Origin of the sequence: Pseudomonas sp. 21 (assembly GCF_000955805.1) — a bacterium.
Taxonomy (GTDB): Bacteria; Pseudomonadota; Gammaproteobacteria; order Pseudomonadales; family Pseudomonadaceae; genus Pseudomonas.
Genome location: NZ_JYOA01000007.1, coordinates 493,118 through 515,121, shown reverse-complemented (window position 1 = coordinate 515,121; position 22,004 = coordinate 493,118). Strand labels below are relative to the sequence as shown.

Annotated in this window: 19 protein-coding genes; 7 read left to right on the top strand and 12 right to left on the bottom strand. The window is 65.7% G+C overall.

From position 1 onward, the window contains the following. Positions 1 to 5: 5 nt before the first annotated feature. Entirely contained in the window at positions 6 to 1,130 is a 1,125-nt protein-coding gene (coxB, locus tag UB43_RS17895; protein ID WP_082085861.1) for a cytochrome c oxidase subunit II, read from the bottom strand. A gap of 417 nt (positions 1,131 to 1,547) precedes the next feature. Between coxB and UB43_RS17890 the strand changes: the two genes are divergently transcribed. Further along, entirely contained in the window at positions 1,548 to 2,192 is a 645-nt protein-coding gene (locus UB43_RS17890) for a hypothetical protein (protein ID WP_045213534.1), read from the top strand. Between the two features lie 3 nt (positions 2,193 to 2,195). Here UB43_RS17890 and UB43_RS17885 read toward each other — a convergent pair whose 3' ends face one another. The 6 genes from UB43_RS17885 to prlC form a co-directional block, all read right to left on the bottom strand. Next, on the bottom strand, positions 2,196 to 3,731 hold the full coding sequence (locus UB43_RS17885; RefSeq protein WP_045213531.1) for a SulP family inorganic anion transporter: 1,536 nt from the start codon (positions 3,729 to 3,731) through the stop codon (positions 2,196 to 2,198). A 193-nt stretch (positions 3,732 to 3,924) separates the two neighbouring features. Next, positions 3,925 to 4,641, bottom strand: a complete 717-nt coding sequence (locus UB43_RS17880) for a carbonic anhydrase (RefSeq protein WP_045213528.1) — start codon at positions 4,639 to 4,641, stop codon at positions 3,925 to 3,927. 279 nt (positions 4,642 to 4,920) lie between these two features. Further along, positions 4,921 to 5,979: a PA0069 family radical SAM protein gene (locus tag UB43_RS17875; protein WP_045213525.1), complete on the bottom strand. Its 1,059-nt coding sequence runs from the start codon at positions 5,977 to 5,979 to the stop codon at positions 4,921 to 4,923. 227 nt (positions 5,980 to 6,206) lie between these two features. After that, positions 6,207 to 7,811: an inorganic phosphate transporter gene (locus UB43_RS17870; protein WP_045213522.1), complete on the bottom strand. Its 1,605-nt coding sequence runs from the start codon at positions 7,809 to 7,811 to the stop codon at positions 6,207 to 6,209. A 257-nt stretch (positions 7,812 to 8,068) separates the two neighbouring features. Further along, a complete protein-coding gene (locus tag UB43_RS17865) occupies positions 8,069 to 8,338 on the bottom strand; it encodes a YheV family putative zinc ribbon protein (protein WP_024763727.1) in 270 nt (89 codons plus the stop codon). Next, complete coding sequence (prlC, locus tag UB43_RS17860) at positions 8,338 to 10,383, bottom strand: oligopeptidase A (RefSeq protein ID WP_156160438.1); 2,046 nt, start codon at positions 10,381 to 10,383, stop codon at positions 8,338 to 8,340. Before prlC ends, UB43_RS17865 begins: the two co-directional genes overlap by 1 nt. A gap of 76 nt (positions 10,384 to 10,459) precedes the next feature. On the opposite strand from prlC, the gene UB43_RS17855 reads away from it, so the two are divergent. From UB43_RS17855 to UB43_RS17845, 3 genes are all read left to right on the top strand, one after another. Continuing rightward, positions 10,460 to 11,002 (top strand): gamma carbonic anhydrase family protein, encoded by a 543-nt coding sequence (locus UB43_RS17855; protein WP_037011704.1) that lies wholly within the window; start codon positions 10,460 to 10,462, stop codon positions 11,000 to 11,002. 248 nt (positions 11,003 to 11,250) lie between these two features. Further along, complete coding sequence (locus UB43_RS17850) at positions 11,251 to 12,390, top strand: hypothetical protein (protein WP_045213516.1); 1,140 nt, start codon at positions 11,251 to 11,253, stop codon at positions 12,388 to 12,390. An 86-nt stretch (positions 12,391 to 12,476) separates the two neighbouring features. Next, on the top strand, positions 12,477 to 13,121 hold the full coding sequence (locus UB43_RS17845) for an HAD family hydrolase (protein WP_045213513.1): 645 nt from the start codon (positions 12,477 to 12,479) through the stop codon (positions 13,119 to 13,121). Positions 13,122 to 13,345: 224 nt separating this feature from the next. Here the strand turns inward: UB43_RS17845 and argE are convergent, their stop codons facing one another. The 5 genes from argE to UB43_RS17820 form a co-directional block, all read right to left on the bottom strand. Then, entirely contained in the window at positions 13,346 to 14,497 is a 1,152-nt protein-coding gene (gene argE, locus UB43_RS17840) for an acetylornithine deacetylase (RefSeq protein WP_045213511.1), read from the bottom strand. 98 nt (positions 14,498 to 14,595) lie between these two features. Further along, positions 14,596 to 15,270 carry a DUF1028 domain-containing protein gene (locus UB43_RS17835; RefSeq protein WP_045213510.1) on the bottom strand — a complete coding sequence of 225 codons (675 nt, stop codon included), beginning with the start codon at positions 15,268 to 15,270 and terminating at the stop codon, positions 14,596 to 14,598. A gap of 192 nt (positions 15,271 to 15,462) precedes the next feature. After that, the gene (locus UB43_RS17830) at positions 15,463 to 15,873 is read right to left on the bottom strand and encodes a RidA family protein (protein ID WP_015474916.1); all 411 of its coding nucleotides are present in this window, start codon (positions 15,871 to 15,873) and stop codon (positions 15,463 to 15,465) included. A gap of 3 nt (positions 15,874 to 15,876) precedes the next feature. Next, the gene (locus tag UB43_RS17825; protein WP_045213507.1) at positions 15,877 to 17,205 is read right to left on the bottom strand and encodes an NAD(P)/FAD-dependent oxidoreductase; all 1,329 of its coding nucleotides are present in this window, start codon (positions 17,203 to 17,205) and stop codon (positions 15,877 to 15,879) included. Between the two features lie 304 nt (positions 17,206 to 17,509). Continuing rightward, positions 17,510 to 18,430, bottom strand: coding sequence for a LysR family transcriptional regulator (locus UB43_RS17820; protein ID WP_024763735.1), 921 nt, complete (start codon positions 18,428 to 18,430; stop codon positions 17,510 to 17,512). Between the two features lie 137 nt (positions 18,431 to 18,567). Between UB43_RS17820 and UB43_RS17815 the strand changes: the two genes are divergently transcribed. The 3 genes from UB43_RS17815 to UB43_RS17805 all read left to right on the top strand — a co-directional run bounded on the left by UB43_RS17815 (position 18,568) and on the right by UB43_RS17805 (position 21,893). Then, positions 18,568 to 19,914, top strand: a complete 1,347-nt coding sequence (locus UB43_RS17815) for an aspartate aminotransferase family protein (RefSeq protein WP_045213504.1) — start codon at positions 18,568 to 18,570, stop codon at positions 19,912 to 19,914. Then, complete coding sequence (locus UB43_RS17810) at positions 19,915 to 20,223, top strand: cupin domain-containing protein (protein WP_045213501.1); 309 nt, start codon at positions 19,915 to 19,917, stop codon at positions 20,221 to 20,223. Between the two features lie 173 nt (positions 20,224 to 20,396). Further along, the gene (locus UB43_RS17805) at positions 20,397 to 21,893 is read left to right on the top strand and encodes a CoA-acylating methylmalonate-semialdehyde dehydrogenase (RefSeq protein WP_045213498.1); all 1,497 of its coding nucleotides are present in this window, start codon (positions 20,397 to 20,399) and stop codon (positions 21,891 to 21,893) included. Positions 21,894 to 22,004: the final 111 nt, after the last annotated feature.

Genomic DNA, 22,004 nt, shown 5'->3' with positions numbered 1-22,004 from the left:
CCTCCTTATTGTTGTTTCTGCTTGTAGGCGACCACGTCCTGCGGGGTCACCATGTCGCCGTCGTTGTTGCCCCAGGCATTGCGCTCGTAGGTGATCACCGCGGCGATGTCGACTTCCGAGAGCTGCTTGCCAAAGGCCGCCATGGCCGTGCCCTGGACGCCGTTGAACACGGTCTCCAGGTGGTGCTCCTTGGGCCCGGTGACGATCTTCGAACCCTTGAGCGCCGGGAACATCGGCGGCATGCCCTGGCCCTCGGGCTGGTGACAGGCGGCGCAGATGGTGTGGTAGACCTTGTCGCCACGGGCGACCAGTTCTTCCTTCGTCCATTCCTTGCTGGTCAGCTCCTTGAGCTTGACCGCCTCTTCCTTGCGCTCGGCCAGCCACTTGTCGAAGTCGGGCTTGGACTTCACGTCCACCACGATGGGCATGAAGCCGTGGTCCTTGCCGCACAGCTCGGCGCACTGGCCGCGGTAGATGCCGGGCTGGTCGACCTTGGTCCAGGCCTCGTTGACAAAGCCGGGGATGGCGTCGCGCTTGACCGCGAAGGCCGGCACCCACCAGGAGTGGATCACGTCGCTGGAGGTGACCAGGAAGCGCACCTTGACCCCGGCGGGCAGCACCAGCGGGTTGTCCACCTCGAGCAGGTAGTGCTCGTCCTTGTCGGCCTTGTTGTGGATCTGGTCCTGCGGCGTGGCGAGGTTGGAGAAGAACTCCACATCCTGGCCCAGGTACTTGTATTGCCACTTCCACTGGTAGCCGGTGACCTGCACGTCCAGCTCGGGCTCCGAGGTGTCGTACATGTGGATCAGCGTCTTGGTGGCCGGAACGGCCATCACCACCAGGATCAGGAAGGGAATGACGGTCCAGAGGATTTCCACCGTGGTGCTCTCGTGGAAATGCGCGGGCTGCTGCCCGGTGGACCGGCGGTGGACGATCATCGACCAGAACATCGCGCCGAAGACGACGATGCCAATGACCACGCAGATCCAGAAGATCGTCATGTGCAGATCGAAAACGTTACGGCTGACTTCTGTCGCACCGGGGGTCATGTTGACCGTCCAGGCGGCGTTTGCCTGACTGAAAGCCAAGAGCAAAAGGAAGCCCATCCAGACTCGTGGATGTCGCAGCATTCGGGTTCCCCTTATCGTTGTTTTTATCCCGCCGGCATAGCGCCCTGGCTGCGATCCCCATTCCAGAGGGATCGAGCCTGAACAAGCCAACGGCCAAGGGAGTGACCGCCAAGACAACTTACTTTGACGTCGTACCTCGGCAGCACGCAGGGCAGGCCGGGTCCATCAGGTTTTCGGTGTGTCGAAGCGGAGTATAGCCACGGGTTGCGACATAACAACGCAGAGTAAAAACTGTGTTTGAAAGACCGAAGTGCGATCTCAAAGCCACGGACGGCGCGGCTTTGGAGTACCATGCTGGCCGTCTGATATGCTGCTTCGGCATAAACAGTTCATGAATATGACAATCGCGTCTTAGCTACGGCCGGGGTGCGGCTAAGGTCTTTCTTCACTTTCCAAACCCGTTGTCTTGGAGCTGTCATGAACACCGCTGCACTGCGTGAGCTGATCCGGAATGCCCACCTGCTCGAATCCCGCCATGGCCATCTCGCCCGCCTGATCCAGAGCCAACTGCAAAGCCTGCACAAGAGCATCGCCCTGACGGGAGAGGACCCCAGCGGCACGCTGACGCGCTTCGTCCACGCCTACATCGAACAGGTGCCCGACTTCCTCGACGCCGCCAACTCGGTGGCCCGCGCGGCCGGCATCGAGGACCGCATCAAGCCGGTGCTCAAGCTCGCCGAGCAGTTCTTCCTCACTCCGCCCGCACTGCTCGACGGCCACGACGGCCTCGACGCGCTGCTGGATGAGGCTTACCTCGCCCACCGCCTGGTGGAAGAGGTGAATGACCGCTACATCGCCCACTTCAACCAGCCGCTGATCCCGCTGGACACCACCGTGGCCAACCTGGTGGCGCACCAACTGATCGGCGAGCCCTTCGCCAACCAGCTGGATGAAGCGGTGCACCACGCGGTCAACGGCATGCTCGACAACAGCACCTTCAGTGCCGAATCCGCCGTCAGCTACCGCGCCCGCCTCAACGACCCGCAGGTGGTCATGGCCTGGCAGCAGTGGCCGTGCCTGTCGCGGCAGTTCGGCGTCGAGCTGGAGCTGGGCCGCGACTGAGGCTCAGCTCGTCCGCTGCAGCGCCCGCACCCGGCCCTCCACGCGGCGCCGCAGGCCAACGCCTTCGATGGACAGCCGGCAGCCGCTGGCCGTGGCGCTGCGGCCCCAGTCTTCCAGCAACTCCATGCATGCGTGGTCGATGTAGCTCAGGTGCTGCAACGGCACGCGCAGGTGCGTTCCCGGCTTCACCGACTGCAGTGCCCGGGACAGCGCCGGTACCTTGAGGAAAGTGCCAGCGCCGACCAGACGCAGCTCGGCACCGTTGCCCTCGTCGTCGTAGCGCAGGTTGATCTTCAGTCGCGCGGCCTTGAACACCAGCTTCAGCACCGTCAGCGCAAAGCCCAGCAGCACACCGGTCAGCAGGTCGGTGGCGACAATCGCCAGCGCCGTCGCTGCATGCACCAGCACCGGCATGCGCCCATATCTGCTCAGCGAACGCAGCGCCTTCAGGTCCACCAGCTTGATCCCGGTGTAGACCAGCACGCCGGCCAGGCTGGCGATGGGGATCTGTCGCAGCAACCCGCCCAGCAGCACGACGAAACCCAGCAGCCACAACCCGTGGAAGATTGCCGAGGCGCGGCTGCGCGCGCCCGCCTGCACGTTGGCCGAGCTGCGCACGATCACCCCGGTCATCGGTAGCGCGCCGACCAGCCCGCAGAGCATGTTGCCCACGCCCTGGGCGCTCAGCTCGCGGTCCATGTCCGAACGAGGACCGGTGTGCATGCGGTCCACGGCGGCGGCGGACAGCAGCGTCTCGGCGCTGGCAATGAAGGCGACCACCCCGGCGGCCAATAGAATAGTCGGGTCGAGCAGGGCGCTGAGAGCGTCGGGGCGCAGCCAGTCGATGGCATCGCCAAGGTTCTGCGGCACGCTCACCCGCAGCACGTCGAGTTCCAGGGCGATGCTCGCCAACGTCGCCAGGCTCACGCCGATCAGGGCGCCGGGCAGCATGCGCAGCCGGCTCGGTTTGAAGCGATCCCACAACGCCATGCAGGCCATGGTGCCCAGCCCGAGCAGCGCCGCATCGAAACCGCTGGTTTCGGACAGCAACGCCGAGGGGAAGGCCAGCAGGTTATCCAGCCCGGATGCCTGGGGCTTGAGGTCGAGCATCACATGGACCTGCGACAGCACGATGAGGATGCCGATGCCGGCGAGCATTCCATAGACCACCGCCGGCGAGGTCACGCGGAACCAGCAGCCCAGGCGCAGCCTTCCCGCCAGCAATTGCAGCGCGCCGGCCAGCAGCAGGATCGGCCCGAGCATGGCCATGCCGTGGGCGCGCACCAGTTCGAAGACCAGCACCGCAAGACCCGCCGCCGGGCCGCTGACCTGCAGCGGCGAGCCGGCGAGGAAACCGACCACCAGGCCGCCGATGATGCCGGTCACCAGCCCCTTGGCCGGCGGCATGCCCGAGGCGATGGCGATGCCCATGCAGAGTGGCAGGGCGACGAGAAAGACCACCACCGACGCGAGCAGATCGCGTGGCAGCACTTGGCGTAGCTGGGAAAATCCGTATGGAACAGAGTGGGGAGCCGACATGGCGCTGTTCTCCTGAGCATTTTTCGGGCGCGCGAAAGCCCACGACGCCGGTCTCGACCGCATCGACACGCGCAATTCAAAGGGATGGCGTACGCGGTGGAAGCGCGCGCCTCAGGCAGGGATCAAGGGGAGAAGGGCGCGGCGTTTGTTCTGCTGGGCCGCCGCGCCTTGGGAGCTCGCTGGTATCAGCAGCTTACTGCGGGGAGTAGCGCGGGCGTGGGGTGGCGCTGGGAGTCGGGCCTTCGCCGTCGAGGGCGCGGAAGCGGCCTTCCTGGGCGTCGTAGGCCTTGATGGCGCTGGTCTCGATGTCGTACACCCAGCCGTGGATGAACAGCTGGCCGGAAGCCAGGCGCGCGGCCACGGACGGGTGGGTCTTCAGATGATCGAGCTGGGCCACCACGTTCTCTTCGGTCAGCACACCCAGGTGCTCCTGGGTGGCGCAACCGCAGGTCTGCGCGACCACGGTGCGGGCCACTTCGGCGTGGCGCAGCCAGGCTTTTACCGTCGGCATGCCTTCCAGCGTCTGCGGCGCCAGGACCGCCTTCATCGCGCCGCAGTCCGAGTGACCGCAAACGATGATGTGCTGCACGCCGAGGGCCATGACCGCGAACTCGATGGCGGTGGACACGCCACCGTTCATCTGGCCGTAGGGCGGCACGACGTTGCCGACGTTGCGGGTGACGAACAGGTCGCCCGGCGAGCTCTGGGTGATCAGCTCCGGAACGATGCGCGAATCGGCGCAGGTAATGAACATGGCGCGCGGGTTCTGCGCATGGGCCAGCTTCTTGAACAGCTCTTCCTGTTGCGGGAAGACGTCGTGACGGAACTGGCGGAAACCCTCGACGATATGGCGCAGCGCCTCGTCAGCGGTTTCGTGGGCGTGATCCTCACCGTGCGTTTTGTCGTTCATGTATCAGCCTCGAAGAATGACGAAGAATTTTCCCACGTCAGCCGACGCTCTCCCTGGGGAGAAAAGGCACAGCCGCGGGAAAAAATCTGGCGTGACCGGTAAGTCACTTTGTGCTCAAACCCTAGGTGAAGAAGATTAAACCAAAATTAAAAAACCGCTCTGGAATGAGCTTTTGCATGATGTTTCGCCGATATTCCAAGATGATATCGGCAAGCTATCATGGCATTGCGATAGTGCGGCGATGCTATTCCGCTCGTCGACGTTTCATCGGCTGCAAACTCAGAACAGGCTCATCTGGCTGCGCGGCGGGGCGAATGCCGTGCAGTCCAGGTTGAAGCTGCCGCGCCGGCCCAATCCCAGGCGGCGCATGGCGACCTCGAAGCGTTTGGCCAGCAGGTCGGCGAACGGGCCTTCGCCGCGAAAACGGTGGCCGAAGCGGCTGTCGTAGATTTCCCCGCCGCGCAGCTGGCGGATCAGGCTCATCACGTGGCTGGCGCGCTGCGGGTAGTGCGCCGCCAGCCACTCCTCGAACAGTGGGCCGACCTCGCGCGGCAGCCGCAGCATCATGTAGCTGGCGCTCTGGGCGCCGGCGTCGTGCGCCGCTTCGAGCAAAGCTTCCAGCTCGCGGTCGTTGATCATCGGGATCATCGGCGAACACAGTACGCCCACCGGAATGCCCTGCTCGCGCAGCACGCGGATCGCCCGCAGGCGGGCGGAGGGTGCAGCGGCGCGGGGCTCGAGGAGGCGCTTGAGTTCATCGTCCAGCGTGGTGAGGCTGATCATCACGGCGACCAGGTTCTGCCTGGCCAGCTCCGCCAGCAGGTCGAGGTCGCGCAGGATCAACGAGCCCTTGGTGACGATGGTCACCGGGTGGCGGAAGCGCAGCAACACTTCGAGGATTTGCCGGGTCAGGCGCTGCTGGCGCTCGATGGGCTGGTAGGGATCGGTGTTGGCACCCAGGTTGATCGGCGCGCAGACGTAGCCCTTGCGGCTCAACTCTTCTTCCAGGACTTCAGCGGCATTGGTCTTGGCAATCAGCTTCGTCTCGAAATCCAGCCCTGGCGACAGGTCCCAGTACGCGTGGCTGGGCCGTGCGTAGCAGTAGATGCAGCCGTGTTCACAGCCGCGATAGGGATTGATCGAGCGGTCGAAGGGCAGGTCCGGCGACTGGTTGCGCGAGATCACCGTCTTCGCTCGCTCGGTGCGAATTTCGGTCACCTGGGGCTTGGGCACTTCGTCGTACCAATCGTTATCCACAGGCACCGACGTGGTCGGCGCGAAGCGGTTGTGCGGATTGCTGGCGGTGCCCCGGCCGCGGGGTGGAAGGGAAGTGGACATGTGGGAAAGCTCTGAAGAAATACTGTATATGAATACAGTAATCCACGGAGTTTTCCACAGCCAGCAATAACTGCTCGGCGGTCGGCGCTGCTCGCCGGGCGCGCCGTCTTTATACGGCAACGGGCTCTTGGTAGGAGCGAGCTTGCTCGCGAACCGCTTGGCTCCCAGGCCGTCGGGAAATCCTGTTCGCGAGCAAGAACTAGGCGTCCCCCTCGTTCCTGCAGGGTTTACATCAGCCGGACGAACAGCCAGTACAGCCCCGCCGCCAGGCCGATGGCGGCCGGCAGCGTCAGCACCCAGGCCAGCAGCATGTTGCGGATGGTCGGCCATTGCAGGCCGCTGCCGTTGGCCGCCATGGTGCCGGCCACGCCGGAAGAGAGCACCTGCGTGGTCGACACCGGCAGGCCGAAGCCATCCGCCGCACCGATGGTGAGCATGGCCACCAGCTGCGCCGAGGCACCCTGTGCATAAGTCAGCGGGGTCTTGCCGATGCCTTCGCCGACCGTGGTGACGATGCGTCGCCAGCCGACCAGCGTGCCCAGCCCCAGTGCCAGGGCCACCGCGACCTTCACCCACACCGGGATGAAGCGGATGGTGCGGTCGGCCTCATGGCGCAGCGCCTGCAGGCTGCTCCAGGTTTCCAGGTCGAAGTGCTGGCCGCTGCGGTCCAGCAGGCGGATGGTTTCCAGGCTCAGGTAGAGGTCATTGCGCAGGTCCTGCACCTCTTCGGCGGGCACCTTGTCCAGCTGCCCGTGGCGCTGCAGCCGTGTGCCGATGTCACCGATCACGCTGCCCAGCGATGGCAGCAGTTCGGGATGCACGACTTCGTCTTCCTGATAGCCCAGGAGCGCCTGGCGCGGGTCCGTCGCAGGCGAGCCGCCGCTGCGGTGCAGTTGCTCCTGGCTGGTCTGGAGGAGGGCGAGCAGTTGGCGGGATTGCTCCGGGGAATGGGCGCGATCCACCGCGAATGCCAGGGGAACGGTGGCAATCAGGATCAGCATGATCAGGCCGATGCCCTTCTGCCCGTCGTTGGAGCCGTGGGCGAAAGAAACGCCGGTACAGGTGAGGATGAGGATCGCGCGAATCCACCGGGGCGGCGGCGTGCGGCCTTCCGGTGCATGGAACAGCGCGCGGTTGCGGATGATGGAACTCATCACGCGTAGCAGCACGAACGCGGCGAAGAAGCCCACCACTGGCGACAGAAAGAGTGCGTAACCCACTGTCGTCAGCTGCGACCAGGCGTTGCCCGATAGGCCGATGTGCCCGGCCATGGCGCCGTGGGCCAGGCCGATGCCGACGATGGAACCGATCAGCGTGTGCGACGAGGACACCGGCAACCCCAGCCACCAGGTGCCGAGGTTCCACAGGATCGAGGCGATCAGCAGGGCGAAGATCATCGCCAGCCCGGCGCTGCTATCGACCTTCAGCAGCAGGTCCAGCGGCAGCAGCGAGACGATGGCGAAGGCCACCGCACCGCTGGAAAAGAGCACCCCGAGAAAATTCCACACCCCCGACCAGGCCACCGCGAAGCGGGGTGGCAGCGCGTTGGTGTAGATGACCGTGGCCACTGCGTTGGCCGTGTCGTGGAAGCCGTTGATGAACTCGAAGCCCAGGGCGATCAGCAGCGCGACCACCAGTACCAGCACCGGCCAGCCAGGCTCCAGGTGGGTGCCGCTGGCGCGGATGTCGTGGCCGAGCGCGGCGAAGGTGAAGACCAGCGCGCCGGCCAGCAGCAGGAAGAAGGTCAGGCGCCCCTTGAAGCCATGGGTTTCGCGCAGCACGGGGCTGATCGGGAACTGCGTCAGGCGCGAGGCGCGCATCACCTCCAGCATGCCAAAGCGGTCAAGCACGTGAGGGCTTCCTTCGGGTCGATGGGGACGTCTGGGTCACGGCGGACTCCTTGCGGCGATGCTCTACAGACTAGCCGGCCATGGCGATCATGGGCTGGCCGGTAAAGCGGGATCGGCGCTCATGCTATGACGGGGCAGCGGCCATGTTCCTTGATGCCGGTGCTGGCGCGCTGCGCTTTGTGCACCATGAAAAGAAATGCCCCGGCAAGCCGGGGCATTTTCCATGACTCAGTCAACCCTTATTCCTGCGGCTTCTTCAGCTTCGGATTGGGGAAGAACTGCACGCCCTGCACCTTCGGGTCCTTGGGCTTTTCCAGCGCGCTGGTGTTGACGCGGGTGGACAGCTCTTTCGGCACCGACTGGCCCTGGGCGTTGAGCGTATCGGCGTAGCCGCAGGCGACGCATTCACGGTGCGGCACACCGTCGACGTCCCACATGACGATCTTGTCCTGCTCGCTGCACGCCGGGCAGACGGCCCCGGCGATGAAGCGCTTCTTCACCTCGCTCATCACGCCGCCTCCTCGGAGAGGCCCGAGTGGCGCAGCAGGGCCTCGATGGACGGTTCGCGGCCACGGAAGGCCACGAACAACGCCATCGGCTCCTGGGAGCCGCCCTTGGCCAGGATCGCGTCGCGGAAGGCCGCGCCGGTCGCCGGGTTGAGCACGCCTTCTTCCTCGAAGCGCGAGAAGGCGTCGGCGGACAGCACCTCGGCCCACTTGTAGCTGTAGTAACCGGCGGCGTAACCGCCGGCGAAGATGTGCGCGAAGCTGTTGGCGAAGCGGTTGTACGCCGGTGGGCGCATCACCGCGACTTCATCGCGGATGGCCTCGATCACGTCGAGCACGCTGCGGCCGTCGCCATGGGTGGCGTGCAGCTCGAAGTCGAACAGGGAGAACTCCAGCTGGCGGACCATCATCAGTCCAGACTGGAAATTCTTCGCGGCGAGCATCTTCTCCAGCAGGTCCTGCGGCAGCGCCGCGCCGGTCTCGTAGTGGCCGGAGATCAGCGCCAGGCCTTCCGGCTCCCAGCACCAGTTCTCCATGAACTGGCTCGGCAGCTCCACTGCGTCCCAGGCCACGCCGTTGATGCCCGAGGCGCCGGCGTGCTCGACGCGGGTCAGCAGGTGGTGCAGGCCATGGCCGAACTCGTGGAACAGGGTGGTCACTTCATCGTGGGTCAGCAGCGCCGGCTTGCCGCCGACCGCCGGGGTGAAGTTGCACACCAGATAGGCTACCGGCGCCTGCAGGTCGCCGCCGGCGGTGCGGCGACGGTCGCGGGCGCCGTCCATCCAGGCGCCGCCGCGCTTGTTGGCGCGGGCGTAGAGGTCGAAGTAGAAGCGGCCGACGTGCTGGCCGTTTTCCTCGATCTCGAACAGGCGCACGTCCGGGTGCCAGCGTTCGAAGTCGTTCAGTTCGCGAATCTGGATGCCGTAGAGCTTCTGCACGATGGCGAACAGGCCGCCAAGCACCTTGTCGATCGGGAAGTATTCGCGCAGGGCTTCCTGGGACACGCTGTAGCGCGCCTCGCGCAGTTTCTCGCCGAAGTAGCTGGCGTCCCAGCTCGATAGGTTCGGGCAGCCCTGCTCGGCGGCGTAGGCCTTGAGCTGCTCCAGGTCCTGGGCGGCGAAGGGCTTGCTGCGCACGGCCAGGTCGCGGAGGAAGTTCAGCACCTGCTCGGGCGTCTCGGCCATCTTGGTGGCCAGGGACAGTTCGGCGAAGTTCTTGAAGCCCAGCAGGTGCGACAGCTCCTGGCGCAGGTCGAGGATTTCCTGCATCACCGGGCCGTTGTCGTTCTGCCCGGCGTTCGGGCCCTGATCGGAGGCGCGGGTGCAGTACGCGGCGTAGACCTCTTCGCGCAGGGCGCGGTCTTCGGCGTAGGTCATCACGGCGTAGTAGCTGGGGAATTCCAGGCTGATCAGCCAGCCGTCGAGTTCCTTGGCCTGGGCGGCGGCCTGCATCTGCGCCTTGGCCGAGTCGGTCAGGCCGGCGAGGGCGGCTTCGTCGGTGACGTGCTTGGTCCAGGCCTGGGTGGCGTCCAGCAACTGGTTGGAGAAGCGGCTGCCCAGCTCGGACAGGCGCGTCTGGATTTCCGCGTAGCGCTGCTGCTGGTCCGCCGGCAGGTCGATACCCGACAGGCGGAAGTCGCGCAGGGCGTGTTCGAGGATGGTCTTCTGGGCGACGTCGTAGCCTTTCGACTCGGAGCTGCTGGCCAGCGACTCGTAGGCCTTGAACAACTCGGCGTTCTGGCCCAGCTCGGTCCAGTAGGCGGACAGCAGCGGCAGGCAGCCTTCATAGGCGTCGCGCAATTCGGCGCTGTTGCACACCGCATTGAGGTGGCTGACCGGGCTCCAGGCCTTGCCCAGGCGGTCATGCAGTTCGTCCATGGCCAGCACCAGGCCGGCCCAGGTCGGGGTGCCGTTCTGCTGGGCGAGGATGCGCGCGATGGCCGCGCGGTTGTCGGCGAGGATCTGCTCGATGGCCGGCTTCACGTGCTCGGGGCGAATGGACGAGAAGGGCGGCAGGTCGTAGCTCTGCAGAAGAGGATTCGCGCTCACGGTGGCACCTTGGCTGAAGAAACACCTGGCCATCTTAAATACAATCGGGCCTATTCGCAGCCAGAGAGACTCTATCGTGACTATTCGTTCGTATCAGGGCAAAACGCCATCCCTCGGCGAGCGCGTGTTCGTCGATGCCAGCGCCGTGGTCATCGGCGACGTGGAGATTGGCGCCGACAGCTCGGTCTGGCCGCTGGTGGTGATCCGCGGCGACATGCACCGCATCCGCATTGGCGCGCGCACCAGCGTGCAGGACGGCAGCGTGCTGCACATCACCCACGCCGGCCCCTTCAACCCGGACGGCTTCCCACTGACCATCGGCGACGAAGTGACCATCGGCCACAAGGTGCTGCTACATGGCTGCACCATCGGCAGCCGCATCCTGGTCGGCATGGGTTCGATCGTGATGGACGGTGCGGTGATCGAGGACGAGGTGATCCTCGGCGCCGGCAGCCTGGTGCCGCCGGGCAAGGTGCTGGAGAGCGGCTTCCTCTATGTCGGCAGCCCGGTGAAGAAGGCCCGCCCGCTGACGGACAAGGAGCGCGCGTTCTTCAGCTATACCGCCGGCAACTACGTGAAGCTGAAGGATCAGCATATTGCCGAGGGGTTTGCCGGCTGATCGCACCTGCATCCACGTTCTGATCGTGCTCATTCGGTTGGGCGGTTCGCGAGCAAGCTCGCTCCTACAAAGAGCGCGTGGCTTCCTGTAGGAGCGAGCTTGCTCGCGAACCCCGGCCGAACCGCCGGACGGCCCGCCGCGGCAGACCTCGCGCCCTATACTGACCGAAGGTGACCGGACGCCAGGGCGTGCCCGGCCGAAGTCAGTAGCGGGCGGCGCCGGGGATGCCGCCGAGCCGGCGGGCGGCCATGAACAGTCTGTGCTCTTTCTGCTCCACCGTTTCGCCCTGGCGGCGTGGCGGTGTCCTCGCGCTGCTTCTGCTGGCGCTGGGCGGCTGTGCCCATCACTCCGCCCAACCGGCAGCACCCATCACCGAAGCCACCTGGCGGCAGGTCGATGCCGACATCGGCGCCGCCTCCCTGGCCGCCACTTCCCAGGCCCGCGCCTACGCCGAAGAAGCCATGCAGCAGTGGATGGACCTGGTCTACCAGCGCACCGACGAAAAATTCATCCCCTGGTTCTCCAGCTACTGGACCCAGCAATGGCTCGGCATGAAGGTCGCCTGGTACAAGATGGGCTCCCACGGCGATCTCGACCCCACCGTCGACAAACTGGCCGTCTACCTGCAGGAGCAGTACCGCAAGCAGGTGCTCGTCCCGGTCGCCAGGCAGGTCGATCCCGACGCGGTGATGGAGAAGGCCACCCGGCACTACGTCGAGCTACTGACCGTCGCGCTGAAGGAAATTCCCCAGCGCCGCGGCATCCCGCAGAACGCTTTCGATGAACACCTGATGGGCATTCCGGCGATCAGCCTGGGTCCGCCATCCAGCCGTGACGCCTCGCTCTACGACGTGCTGCGCGCGAAGGACATCGGCAAGCTCCCTGCCTTCGCCGCGCTGATGCAGGAAATCCGTACCGCCTCGGGCAAGGCCGGTGCCGGTACCAAGGTCAGCGGGGTGTCGCCGGTCGCCCAGCGCACCAGCGCCAAGCTGGTCAACGAACTGAAGAACCGCAGCATTGTCGGCGTGGTGGCCGGCGCGGCTGGCAAGGTCGCCGGTTCGGTAATCTCCGTGGCCTTCACCCTGTTCAGCATGGCCGGCAACGACCACGCGCGGCCCGAGGTGGAAACCCAGTTGCGCAAGGAGATCAACGCCGCCTTCGACGAGCAATGGCTGGCGCTGATGCGTGATCCGGACGGCGGGGTGATGGCCGGCGTCGATCACCTCGGCGGCCGCGTGCAGGAAAAGCTCGCCGGCCAGCTGGCGCAGCCGGAGGATGAGCCCGAGTCGGACGCCACCGTACAGACCTACGGCGTCGGCGGTGACCCGCCGGTGAACGTCAGCGGTGGTTTCCGCGTGTTGCGCCAGGGGCAGGGCTCTGCTCCCTGAGACTGTCGTTCGGCGATTCGTGCTTCGCCCGGGCGGTCATGCGCAGTATCCTTCCCGCCCGACTTTCGCGGCCGGACGCTGATCCCATGCATTACCAGAACATCCTCTTCGACCTCGACGGCACCCTCACCGACCCGCGCGAGGGCATCACCCGCTCGATCCAGTACGCCCTCGCCCAACTGGGCATCGACGAGCCCGACCTGCGCCAGCTCGAACACTTCATCGGCCCACCGTTGCTGCAGTGCTTCATGAGCACCTACGACTTCGACGAGGCGCGCGCCTGGGAAGCGGTGAACCACTACCGCGTGCGCTTCAAGGACACCGGGCTCTACGAGAACAGGGTGTTCGACGGTGTCGGCGAGCTGCTGCAGCTGCTCGGCGGCCAGGGCCGCACGCTGTACATCTGCACCAGCAAGCCGACGGTGTTCGCGGCGGAAATCGCCCGCCACTTCGACTTTGCCCGGCACTTCAAGGTGATCTACGGCAGCGAGCTGGACGGCACGCGCACCAACAAGGTGGAGCTGATCGAGCACCTGCTGGGTATCGAGAAGCTGGACCTGGCGCAGACCCTGATGATCGGCGACCGCAAGCACGATTTGATCGGCGCGCACCGCAATGGCCTGTCCGCGGCCGGTGTCGGCTACGGCTTCGGCAGCCGTGAAGAGCTGCTGGCGGAGAGCCCGGCGCACTACTTCGCGAGCATGGACGAGCTGCGCGCGGCGTTTGCCTGAGGTTTTTCGACGGGGGTTGGTTCGCGAGCAAGCTCGCTCCTACGAAGAGCAATCGCTCCCTGTAGGAGCGAGCTTGCTCGCGAACCCGGTTGGGCAGCTCGTGCCACGTTATGCCCTTGTAGGAGCGGATTCATCCGCGATCGATTCCCGGCCGCTCCGAGCAGGCCGGTGGCACATCGCGGACGGAGTCCGCTCCTACGAAAACGGGTAGACCGCGCGATGCGTCAGCTGCGCAGCCACTCCGCCAGCCGCGCCATCATGTCATCGCATTTGGCCAACTGCTCCAGGCTGACGAACTCGTCCGGCTTGTGGCCCTGGTCCATGCTGCCCGGGCCGCAGACCACGGTGGGGATGCCGGCCTGGTGGAACAGTCCGCCCTCGGTGCCGTAGGCCACGGTGGTGAAGTCCCGCGAACCGCTGAGCAGTGCAATCAACTCGGCGGCCTGCGCCTGCTGGTCGGTGACCAGGGCGGGATAGGCCGACAGCTCGCTGAAGCGGATATCCGTCTCGGCCTTCACCGCGCGCATCTTCGGCAGCAGCTCGGCCTCGGCGAAGGCGCGCAGGTCATCGGCGACCTGTTGCGGATCGTCGCTGGGCAACGCGCGCACTTCGAAGTCGAACTGGCACTCGGCGGGCACGATGTTCAGCGCGCGGCCGCCGCTGATCACGCCGGTCTGCACGGTGGAATAGGGCGGATCGAAGCGCGGATCGTGACGCTCCGGTGCAGCCAGGCGGGTGCCGATCTCGCCGAGACGGCCGATCAGCTTCGCCGCGTACTCGATGGCGTTCACGCCCTGCGGCGCATAGGCCGAATGGCACGGCGCGCCGTGCACCTGGCAGCGCATGGCGAGCTTGCCCTTGTGGCCGAGCACTGGCTTGAGCTCGGTGGGTTCGCCGATGATGCAGACCATCGGCTTGTGCTCGCGGTGTTCCAGCGCGGCGAGCAGCGAGCGTACGCCCAGGCAGCCGACTTCCTCGTCGTAGGAGAAGGCCAGGTGTACCGGCAGGCGTAGCGGCTGGGCAAGAAACGCCGGTACCGCCGCCAGCACGCAGGCGATGTAGCCCTTCATGTCCGCCGTGCCGCGCCCGTAGAGGCGACCGTCGCGCTCGGTCAGTTCGAACGGCGGGACCGTCCACGGCTGGCCATCGGTCGGCACCACGTCGGTGTGGCCGGACAGGCACACGCCGCCGCGGTCCTGCGGACCCAGCGTGGCGTAGAGATTGGCCTTGCCGCCTTCGGCATCGTGGAACAGCTCGCAGGCAATGCCGAAGCCGGCGAGGTAGTCGCGGATGTAGTGGATCAGCGCCAGGTTGGAGTGGCGGCTGACGGTGTCGAAGGCGATCAGGTCGGCGAGGATTTCACGGCTGGAAGGCATGGTCGGGTCCTGCTTGAAAGCTTTTGTAGGAGCGGGCCATGCCCGCGATCGGCGAAACAGAGCTTCGCGGGCATGGCCCGCTCCTACAGGAGAGTCACTTACTCGTCGCCCGGCACACCGTAGCTCGGTGCCTTGGTCGGGTCGAGGGCGCGCACGAGGTAATCCTCCAGCTGCGGCTTGTAGGCCACCCAGAGTTTCTCCAGCTCATCGATGGGCGCTTCGTCGGCCCAGTCCACGCGCAGGTCGACGATCGGCCAGACCAGGTCGCCGACGACCTTCAGCGCCGCCGAGTGCACCGGGCCGGCTTCGCCACCGGCGGCCATCGCCGCCTGCATCGCGGCCAGCAGGCGCTCGGCCAGGCAGCCGTTGGCGTTTTCGAAGGCCTGGGTCATGGCTTCGATCACCGCCGTGGAGGACAGCAGGTTGCCGGCCGCCACGCAGTTCTCACCCGCCACGGCGTTGTACACGCCCAGCGCCTCGCTACCGGTGAACAGCGCGACCTTGCCGTGCTGGTCGATCACCGTCACCTGGCGGTACTGGCTGTAGCCGTTGCTGGAGAGCGCCTTGTCCAGCGCCGCACCCGGCTCGAGGCCGGCTTCGAGCTGGTCGAGGATCTGCGGGCCGAGGGCCGGCAGGGTGATGTTCTGCGTGGCCACCGCGCCGACGCCGGCGCGTACCCAGGGGCAGCGGGCGCCCACGGCGATGCTCGAGGAGCTGATGGCGATACCCAGTTGTCCGGTTTCGGCGCAGCGGCCGACGATGGAGAAGGTCATGGTGGCTCCTTGCTTGTTCCAATAGCTAAAACGACAAAGGGCGATGCGGAAAATCCGCATCGCCTGCACGCTTGAAAGCGTTGTGAGCGAAGGCCAGGCAAGGCGGGGTTGGGCGAGAAAAGCGGAGTTTGCTGTAGCAAATGAGCATTTTCTCGACCGGCCCCAACGCAGCATGGCCTAGCGCAGTAGCTTTCAGTCCGGAATGACGGCGATGACATCGATCTCCATCAACCACTGCGGCTGGCCGAGGGCCGACACCACCAGGCCGGTGGAGATCGGGAACACGCCCTTCAGCCACTTGCCGACTTCCTGGTACACCGGCTCGCGGTAGCGCGGGTCGATCAGGTAGGTGGTGGTCTTGACGATGTGCGACAGGTCGCTGCCGGCTTCTTCCAGCAATTGCTTGACGTTCTTCATCGCCTGTTCGGCCTGGGCACGCGGGTCGCCCAGCCCGACCAGGTTGCCCTCGAAGTCGGTACCGACCTGGCCGCGCACGTACACGGTGTTGCCGGCGCGCACGGCCTGGCAGAGGTCGTTGTCCAGGGTCTGGTTCGGGTAGGTGTCCTTGGTGTTGAACATGCGAATGCGAGTATGGGTAGGCATCTCTTACTCCCAGGATGCGGCTTTCGGAACGGAGCCTTCGCGCTGCGAGGCATCCTGATATTCGACGTAACGGCGTTGGGTGGCGATGTGGCCGGCCACGTGCTTGGCGTCGTGCCAGACGCCCCAGATGAAGGTGGAGCCGCGACGGGACAGCCACGGCAGGCCGACGAAGTACACGCCCGGCTCGCGGGATACGCCGCGCTGGTGCTTGGGCTTGCCCTTGTCGTCGAAGGCGTCCACCTGCAGCCAGTTGAAGTCCACGGCGTAGCCGGTGGCCCAGATGATCGCGGTGATGCCGGCGTCGGCGAGGTTCAGCTCCTGGATCGGATTGCGGATGCACTCGGCATCGGCGAAGACCTTGCGGGCCTCAGGCTCCAGCGGCAGGTCCAGGCCGTTGCGCTCGATGTAGGCGTCGGCGGCGTCCAGCAGGCCAAGGTAGTTGTCGTCGCCGGCTTTCAGGTTGGCCACCAGGTCGTCCTGGAAGCTCACCTTGCCGCCTTCGAAGGCCTTGGTCAGGCCGGTGAGGGTGATGCCCTCGTTGGCCAGGCGGCGGAAGTCGATGGTCTCGCCGCCACGGGCACCGCTCACGGCGATGGTCACGTGTTCGCGGCCCGGCTGCACTTCCTCGGCGTCCCACAGGCCGAGCACGCCCAGCCACCAGACGAAGTCGCGGTTGCGGTAGGCGCGCGGCGGGCGGTCATGGGCTCCCACGGACAGGTAGGTCTTCTTGCCGGCGCGGTTCAGCTCGTCGGCGATCTGCACGCCGGAGGAGCCGGCACCGATCACCAGCACGGCGCCCTCGGGCAACTGCTGCGGGTTGTAGTACTTGGCCGAGTGGATCTGGTAGAGGCCTTCGTCCTTCGGCGCGATGGCCGGGATCACCGGGCGCTGGAACGGGCCGGTGGCGGAGACGATGCGCAGGGCCTGGATCGTGCCTTCGGAGGTTTCCACGGTGAAGCCGGGGCGGCCTTCGTTGCGGGTGACCTTCTTCACTTCCACGCCGGTGCGGATCGGCGCATTGAACTGCTTGGCGTAGGCGACGAAGTAGTCCGCCACCTGCTCCTTGTGCGGGAAGTCATCCGGGCCAACCGGGAATTCCATGTTCGGGAAGCGGTCGTGCCAGGCTGGGCCGTTCGCTACCAGCGAATCCCAACGGCCGGTGCGCCAGGCTTCGGCGATGCGGCTCTTTTCCAGCACGATGTGCGGCACGCCCTGTTGGGTCAGGTGCTCGCTCATGGCGACGCCGGCTTGTCCGGCGCCAACGACCAGCGTGTCGATTTCCAGGTTATCAAGCGACTTCTTGCCGAAGGCGCCTGGATTCAGGTCGGTCATGGCTTGCTTCCTCAGACTCTGATCACGTTTGTTCTTGTTGCGGCTAGGGAGGAGGTGTTGGCCGCATTCTGTTCAGAGGCTGTGAATAGCGAAATTATGTTTTTTGTAGTCGCAGGCTAGGGAAAAGCTGCACCCACGCAAACCCCGCGGCCCGCGGGCTACAGGGGAGGGGGTATAGGATTTTTGGTGGCTGGGGCGACAAATTGGATAGGCAGAATATGCCTTGCATTAGCCAGGTGCCCACCTGTAGGAGCGGGCCATGCCCGCGATCGCGCTCATGGCGCGCTCCTACAAGGAGCTGCGTTCAACGACTCTGCGCCACCGCCTCGAGGAACCGCTCCAGCACCAGGTTCGGCCGGCGGCCCTTGCGGGTCACCACGGTGAGCGGGATGTCGTAGTGGAAGCGCTCCGGCCGCAGCGCGCGCAGGCGGCCCTGGGCGACCCAGTCGGCGGCATAGTGGTCGGGCAGGTAGCCGATGTAGCTGCCGGTAAGGATCAGGAAGGCCATGCCCTCGCGGTCCGAGGCCGTGGCGCTGCCGGAGAGTTCCTGGTGCCGCTCCTGCGCCTCGGCCGGGATGCGGTAGCTCGGCGCCACCGCGTCGCAGGCGTGGATTTCCTGCACGGTGATGCCCGCATCGTCGCGCTCGAACAGTGGGTGCTCCTGGCTGCAGAACAGCAGCGAGCGCTCCTCGTATAAAGAGGAATACTCCAGCCCCGACAGCGGACTGATGAGCGGTACCACGCCGACATGCAACCGTCCGTCGAGAACGCCCAGTTCGATCTCGTTGGGCGTGGTCATGCCGATGTTGATCCGCACGCCCGGCCCGCTGGCCTTCAGCGCGCGCAGGGCGTGGGTGATGCGCATCTGCGGCAGGGTCACCAGGTTGTTGATGATGCCGATGTTCAGCTCGCCGCGCAGGTGCTGGTGCAACTCGTTGACCTCGGCGCGGAAGCCCTCCAGCGCCGCCAGCAGCGACTGCGTCGCGCGGTACACCTCGCGGCCCTCGTCGGTCAGCGCGAAGCCCGCCCGGCCGCGCTGGCACAGGCGCATCCCTAAGCGCTTTTCCAGGTCGCCCATGTGCAGGCTGATCGCCGAGCGGCTGATGCCCAGCGTGCTCTCGGCGGCCGAGAAGCTGCCGCACTCGACTATGGTTTTGAAGATGCGCAGCAGGCGGATCTCGAAGTCGCTGACCTGGCCCAGGGAAGGTGCCCGTTGTTTCGCCATTTTAGTTTTACCAATCCGAAACTGAACGTAAGAAGAATAAGCTTTAACTCACGTTAAGTCAGGCCCAATCTAAGACCATCGCACCAGGCCCACCGCGGCCTGCGCGCCCAACAAGACTGTCTTCGAGGACAAGCTGCATGAACCAGCAAGTGAACGTCACCCCGTCGGTGGCCAGCGAACTGAACCTGAAGGCCCACTGGATGCCCTTCAGCGCCAACCGCAACTTCCACAAGGATCCGCGCATCATCGTCGCCGCCGAAGGCAGCTGGCTGGTGGACGACCAGGGCCGCAAGATCTACGACAGCCTGTCGGGCCTGTGGACCTGCGGCGCCGGTCACTCGCGCAAGGAAATCGCCGACGCGGTCGCCAAGCAGCTGACCACCCTCGACTACTCCCCGGCGTTCCAGTACGGCCACCCGCTGTCCTTCAAGCTGGCCGAGAAGATCACCCAGCTGACCCCGGCCGGCCTCGACCACGTGTTCTTCACCGGCTCGGGCTCCGAGTGCGCCGACACCTCGATCAAGATGGCCCGCGCCTACTGGCGCCTGAAAGGCCAGGCGCAGAAGACCAAGCTGATCGGCCGCGCCCGTGGCTACCACGGCGTGAACGTCGCCGGCACCGCCCTGGGCGGCATCGGCGGCAACCGCAAGATGTTCGGCCAGCTGATGGACGTCGACCACCTGCCGCACACCCTGCAGCCGGGCATGGCCTTCACCAAGGGCATGGCCGAAACCGGCGGCGTCGAGCTGGCCAACGAACTGCTGAAGCTGATCGAACTGCATGACGCGTCGAACATCGCCGCCGTCATCGTCGAGCCGATGTCCGGTTCCGCCGGCGTCCTGGTTCCGCCGAAGGGCTACCTGCAACGCCTGCGCGAAATCTGCGACCAGCACAACATCCTGCTGATCTTCGACGAAGTGATCACCGCCTTCGGCCGCATGGGCAAGGCCACCGGCGCCGAGTTCTTCGGCGTGAAGCCGGACATCATGAACGTCGCCAAGCAGGTCACCAACGGCGCCATCCCCATGGGCGCGGTGATCGCCAGCAGCGAAATCTACGACACCTTCATGGGCCAGAACCTGCCGGAATACGCCGTCGAGTTCGGCCATGGCTACACCTACTCCGCGCACCCGGTCGCCTGCGCCGCCGGTCTCGCCGCGCTGGACCTGCTGGAAAAGGAAAACCTGATCCAGCAGTCCCTGGAACTGGCTCCGCACTTCGAGAAGGCCCTGCACGGCCTGAAGGGCGCGAAGAACGTCGTCGACATCCGCAACTGCGGCCTGGCCGGCGCCATCCAGATCGGCGCCCGTGACGGCGACGCCATCGTGCGTCCGTTCGAAGCCAGCATGAAGCTGTGGAAAGAAGGCTTCTACGTGCGCTTCGGCGGTGACACCCTGCAGTTCGGCCCGACCTTCAACGCCAAGCCCGAGGACCTGGACCGCCTGTTCAGCGCCGTCGGCGACGCCCTCAACGGGGTGGCGTAAGTGAGCGAGCGTCCCAAGGCCGTCCCGACGGTACAGATCGACAACGACAAGGTCCTGGTCACCGAGTGGCGCTTCGCCCCCGGTGCCGAGACCGGCTGGCACCGCCATGGCATGGAATACGTCGTGGTCCCGGTGACCAACGGCGAGCTGCTGCTGGAAACCCCCGAGGGCGAGCGCCGTGCGCCGCTGGTCCTGGGGGCGAGCTACACCCGCCAGATCGGTACCGAGCACAACGTGATCAACCCTTGCGATCACGAAGTGGCCTTCATCGAGATCGAGCTCAAGGACGGGCAGCCGCACAGCCACTGAGCGCGCGGGCACGCGAGAAGGCATGCCGCGCCGAGTCACCTTAGAGTGACTGCCGGCGTGCCTTGCCGCCCACGCTTCATACCGAACAATCCCCTCTCCCTTCAGGGAGAGGGCTAGGGAGAGGGGCTCCTCGCGAGCCTCGCCCCAATACTTTCAGCGAGAAGAGACTTCCCATGACCACCGTCAAGCACCTGATCGGCGGCGAGATGATCGCCGACACCGGCCGCACCGCCGACGTCTTCAACCCGTCCACCGGCGAAGCCATCCGCAAGGTTCCGCTGGCCAGCCGCGAAACCGTGCAGCAGGCCATCGACGCCGCCAAGGCCGCCTTCCCGGCCTGGCGCAACACCCCGCCGGCCAAGCGCGCCCAGGTGCTGTTCCGCTTCAAGCAACTGCTCGAAGCCAACGAAGCGCGCATCAGCCAGCTGATCAGCGAAGAACACGGCAAGACCCTGGAAGACGCCGCCGGTGAACTCAAGCGCGGCATCGAGAACGTCGAGTACGCCAGCGCCGCCCCGGAAATCCTCAAGGGCGAGTACAGCCGCAACGTCGGCCCGAACATCGACGCCTGGAGCGACTTCCAGCCGATCGGCGTGGTCGCCGGCATCACCCCGTTCAACTTCCCGGCCATGGTGCCGCTGTGGATGTACCCGCTGGCCATCGCCTGCGGCAACACCTTCATCCTCAAGCCGTCCGAGCGTGACCCGAGCTCCACCCTGCTGATCGCCGAACTGTTCGAAGAAGCCGGCCTGCCCAAGGGCGTGCTGAACGTGGTGCACGGCGACAAGATCGCCGTGGACGCGCTGATCGAGGCCCCGGAAGTCAAAGCCCTGAGCTTCGTCGGCTCGACCCCGATCGCCGAGTACATCTATTCCGAAGGCACCAAGCGCGGCAAGCGCGTCCAGGCCCTGGGCGGCGCCAAGAACCACGCCGTGCTGATGCCCGACTGTGACCTGGACAACGCCGTCAGCGCCCTGATGGGTGCGGCCTACGGCTCCTGCGGCGAGCGCTGCATGGCCATCTCCGTTGCCGTTTGCGTGGGCGACCAGATCGGCGACGCGCTGGTCGAGAAGATCGTTCCGCAGATCAAGGCCCTGAAGATCGGCGCTGGCACTTCCTGCGGCCTGGACATGGGCCCGCTGGTCACCGGCGCTGCCCAGCAGAAAGTCACCGGCTACATCGACGCCGGTGTCGAGCAGGGCGCCCAACTGCTGGTCGACGGCCGCAACTACAAGGTTGCCGGTCACGAGAACGGCTTCTTCGTCGGCGGCACCCTGTTCGACAAGGTGACCCCGGACATGACCATCTACCAGGAAGAAATCTTCGGCCCGGTGCTGTGCATCGTGCGCGTGAACAGCCTGGAAGAAGCCATGCAGCTGATCAACGACCACGAATACGGCAACGGCACCTGCATCTTCACCCGCGACGGTGAAGCGGCGCGCCTGTTCTGCGACGAGATCGAAGTCGGCATGGTCGGCGTCAACGTACCCCTGCCGGTACCGGTGGCCTACCACAGCTTCGGCGGCTGGAAGCGTTCGCTGTTCGGCGACCTGCACGCCTACGGCCCGGACGGCGTGCGCTTCTACACCAAGCGCAAGGCCATCACCCAGCGCTGGCCGCAGCGCAAGTCGCACGAAGCGGCGCAGTTCGCCTTCCCCAGCAATGGCTGATGGTGAATAAGCGGTAAGAAAAAGGCCGGTCGAATGACCGGCCTTTTTTATGGGTGGAGGAGCGGCGCTGTCCGCGATTGGCCCGTCGCGCGCTGCGCCGGGCGGGTTCGC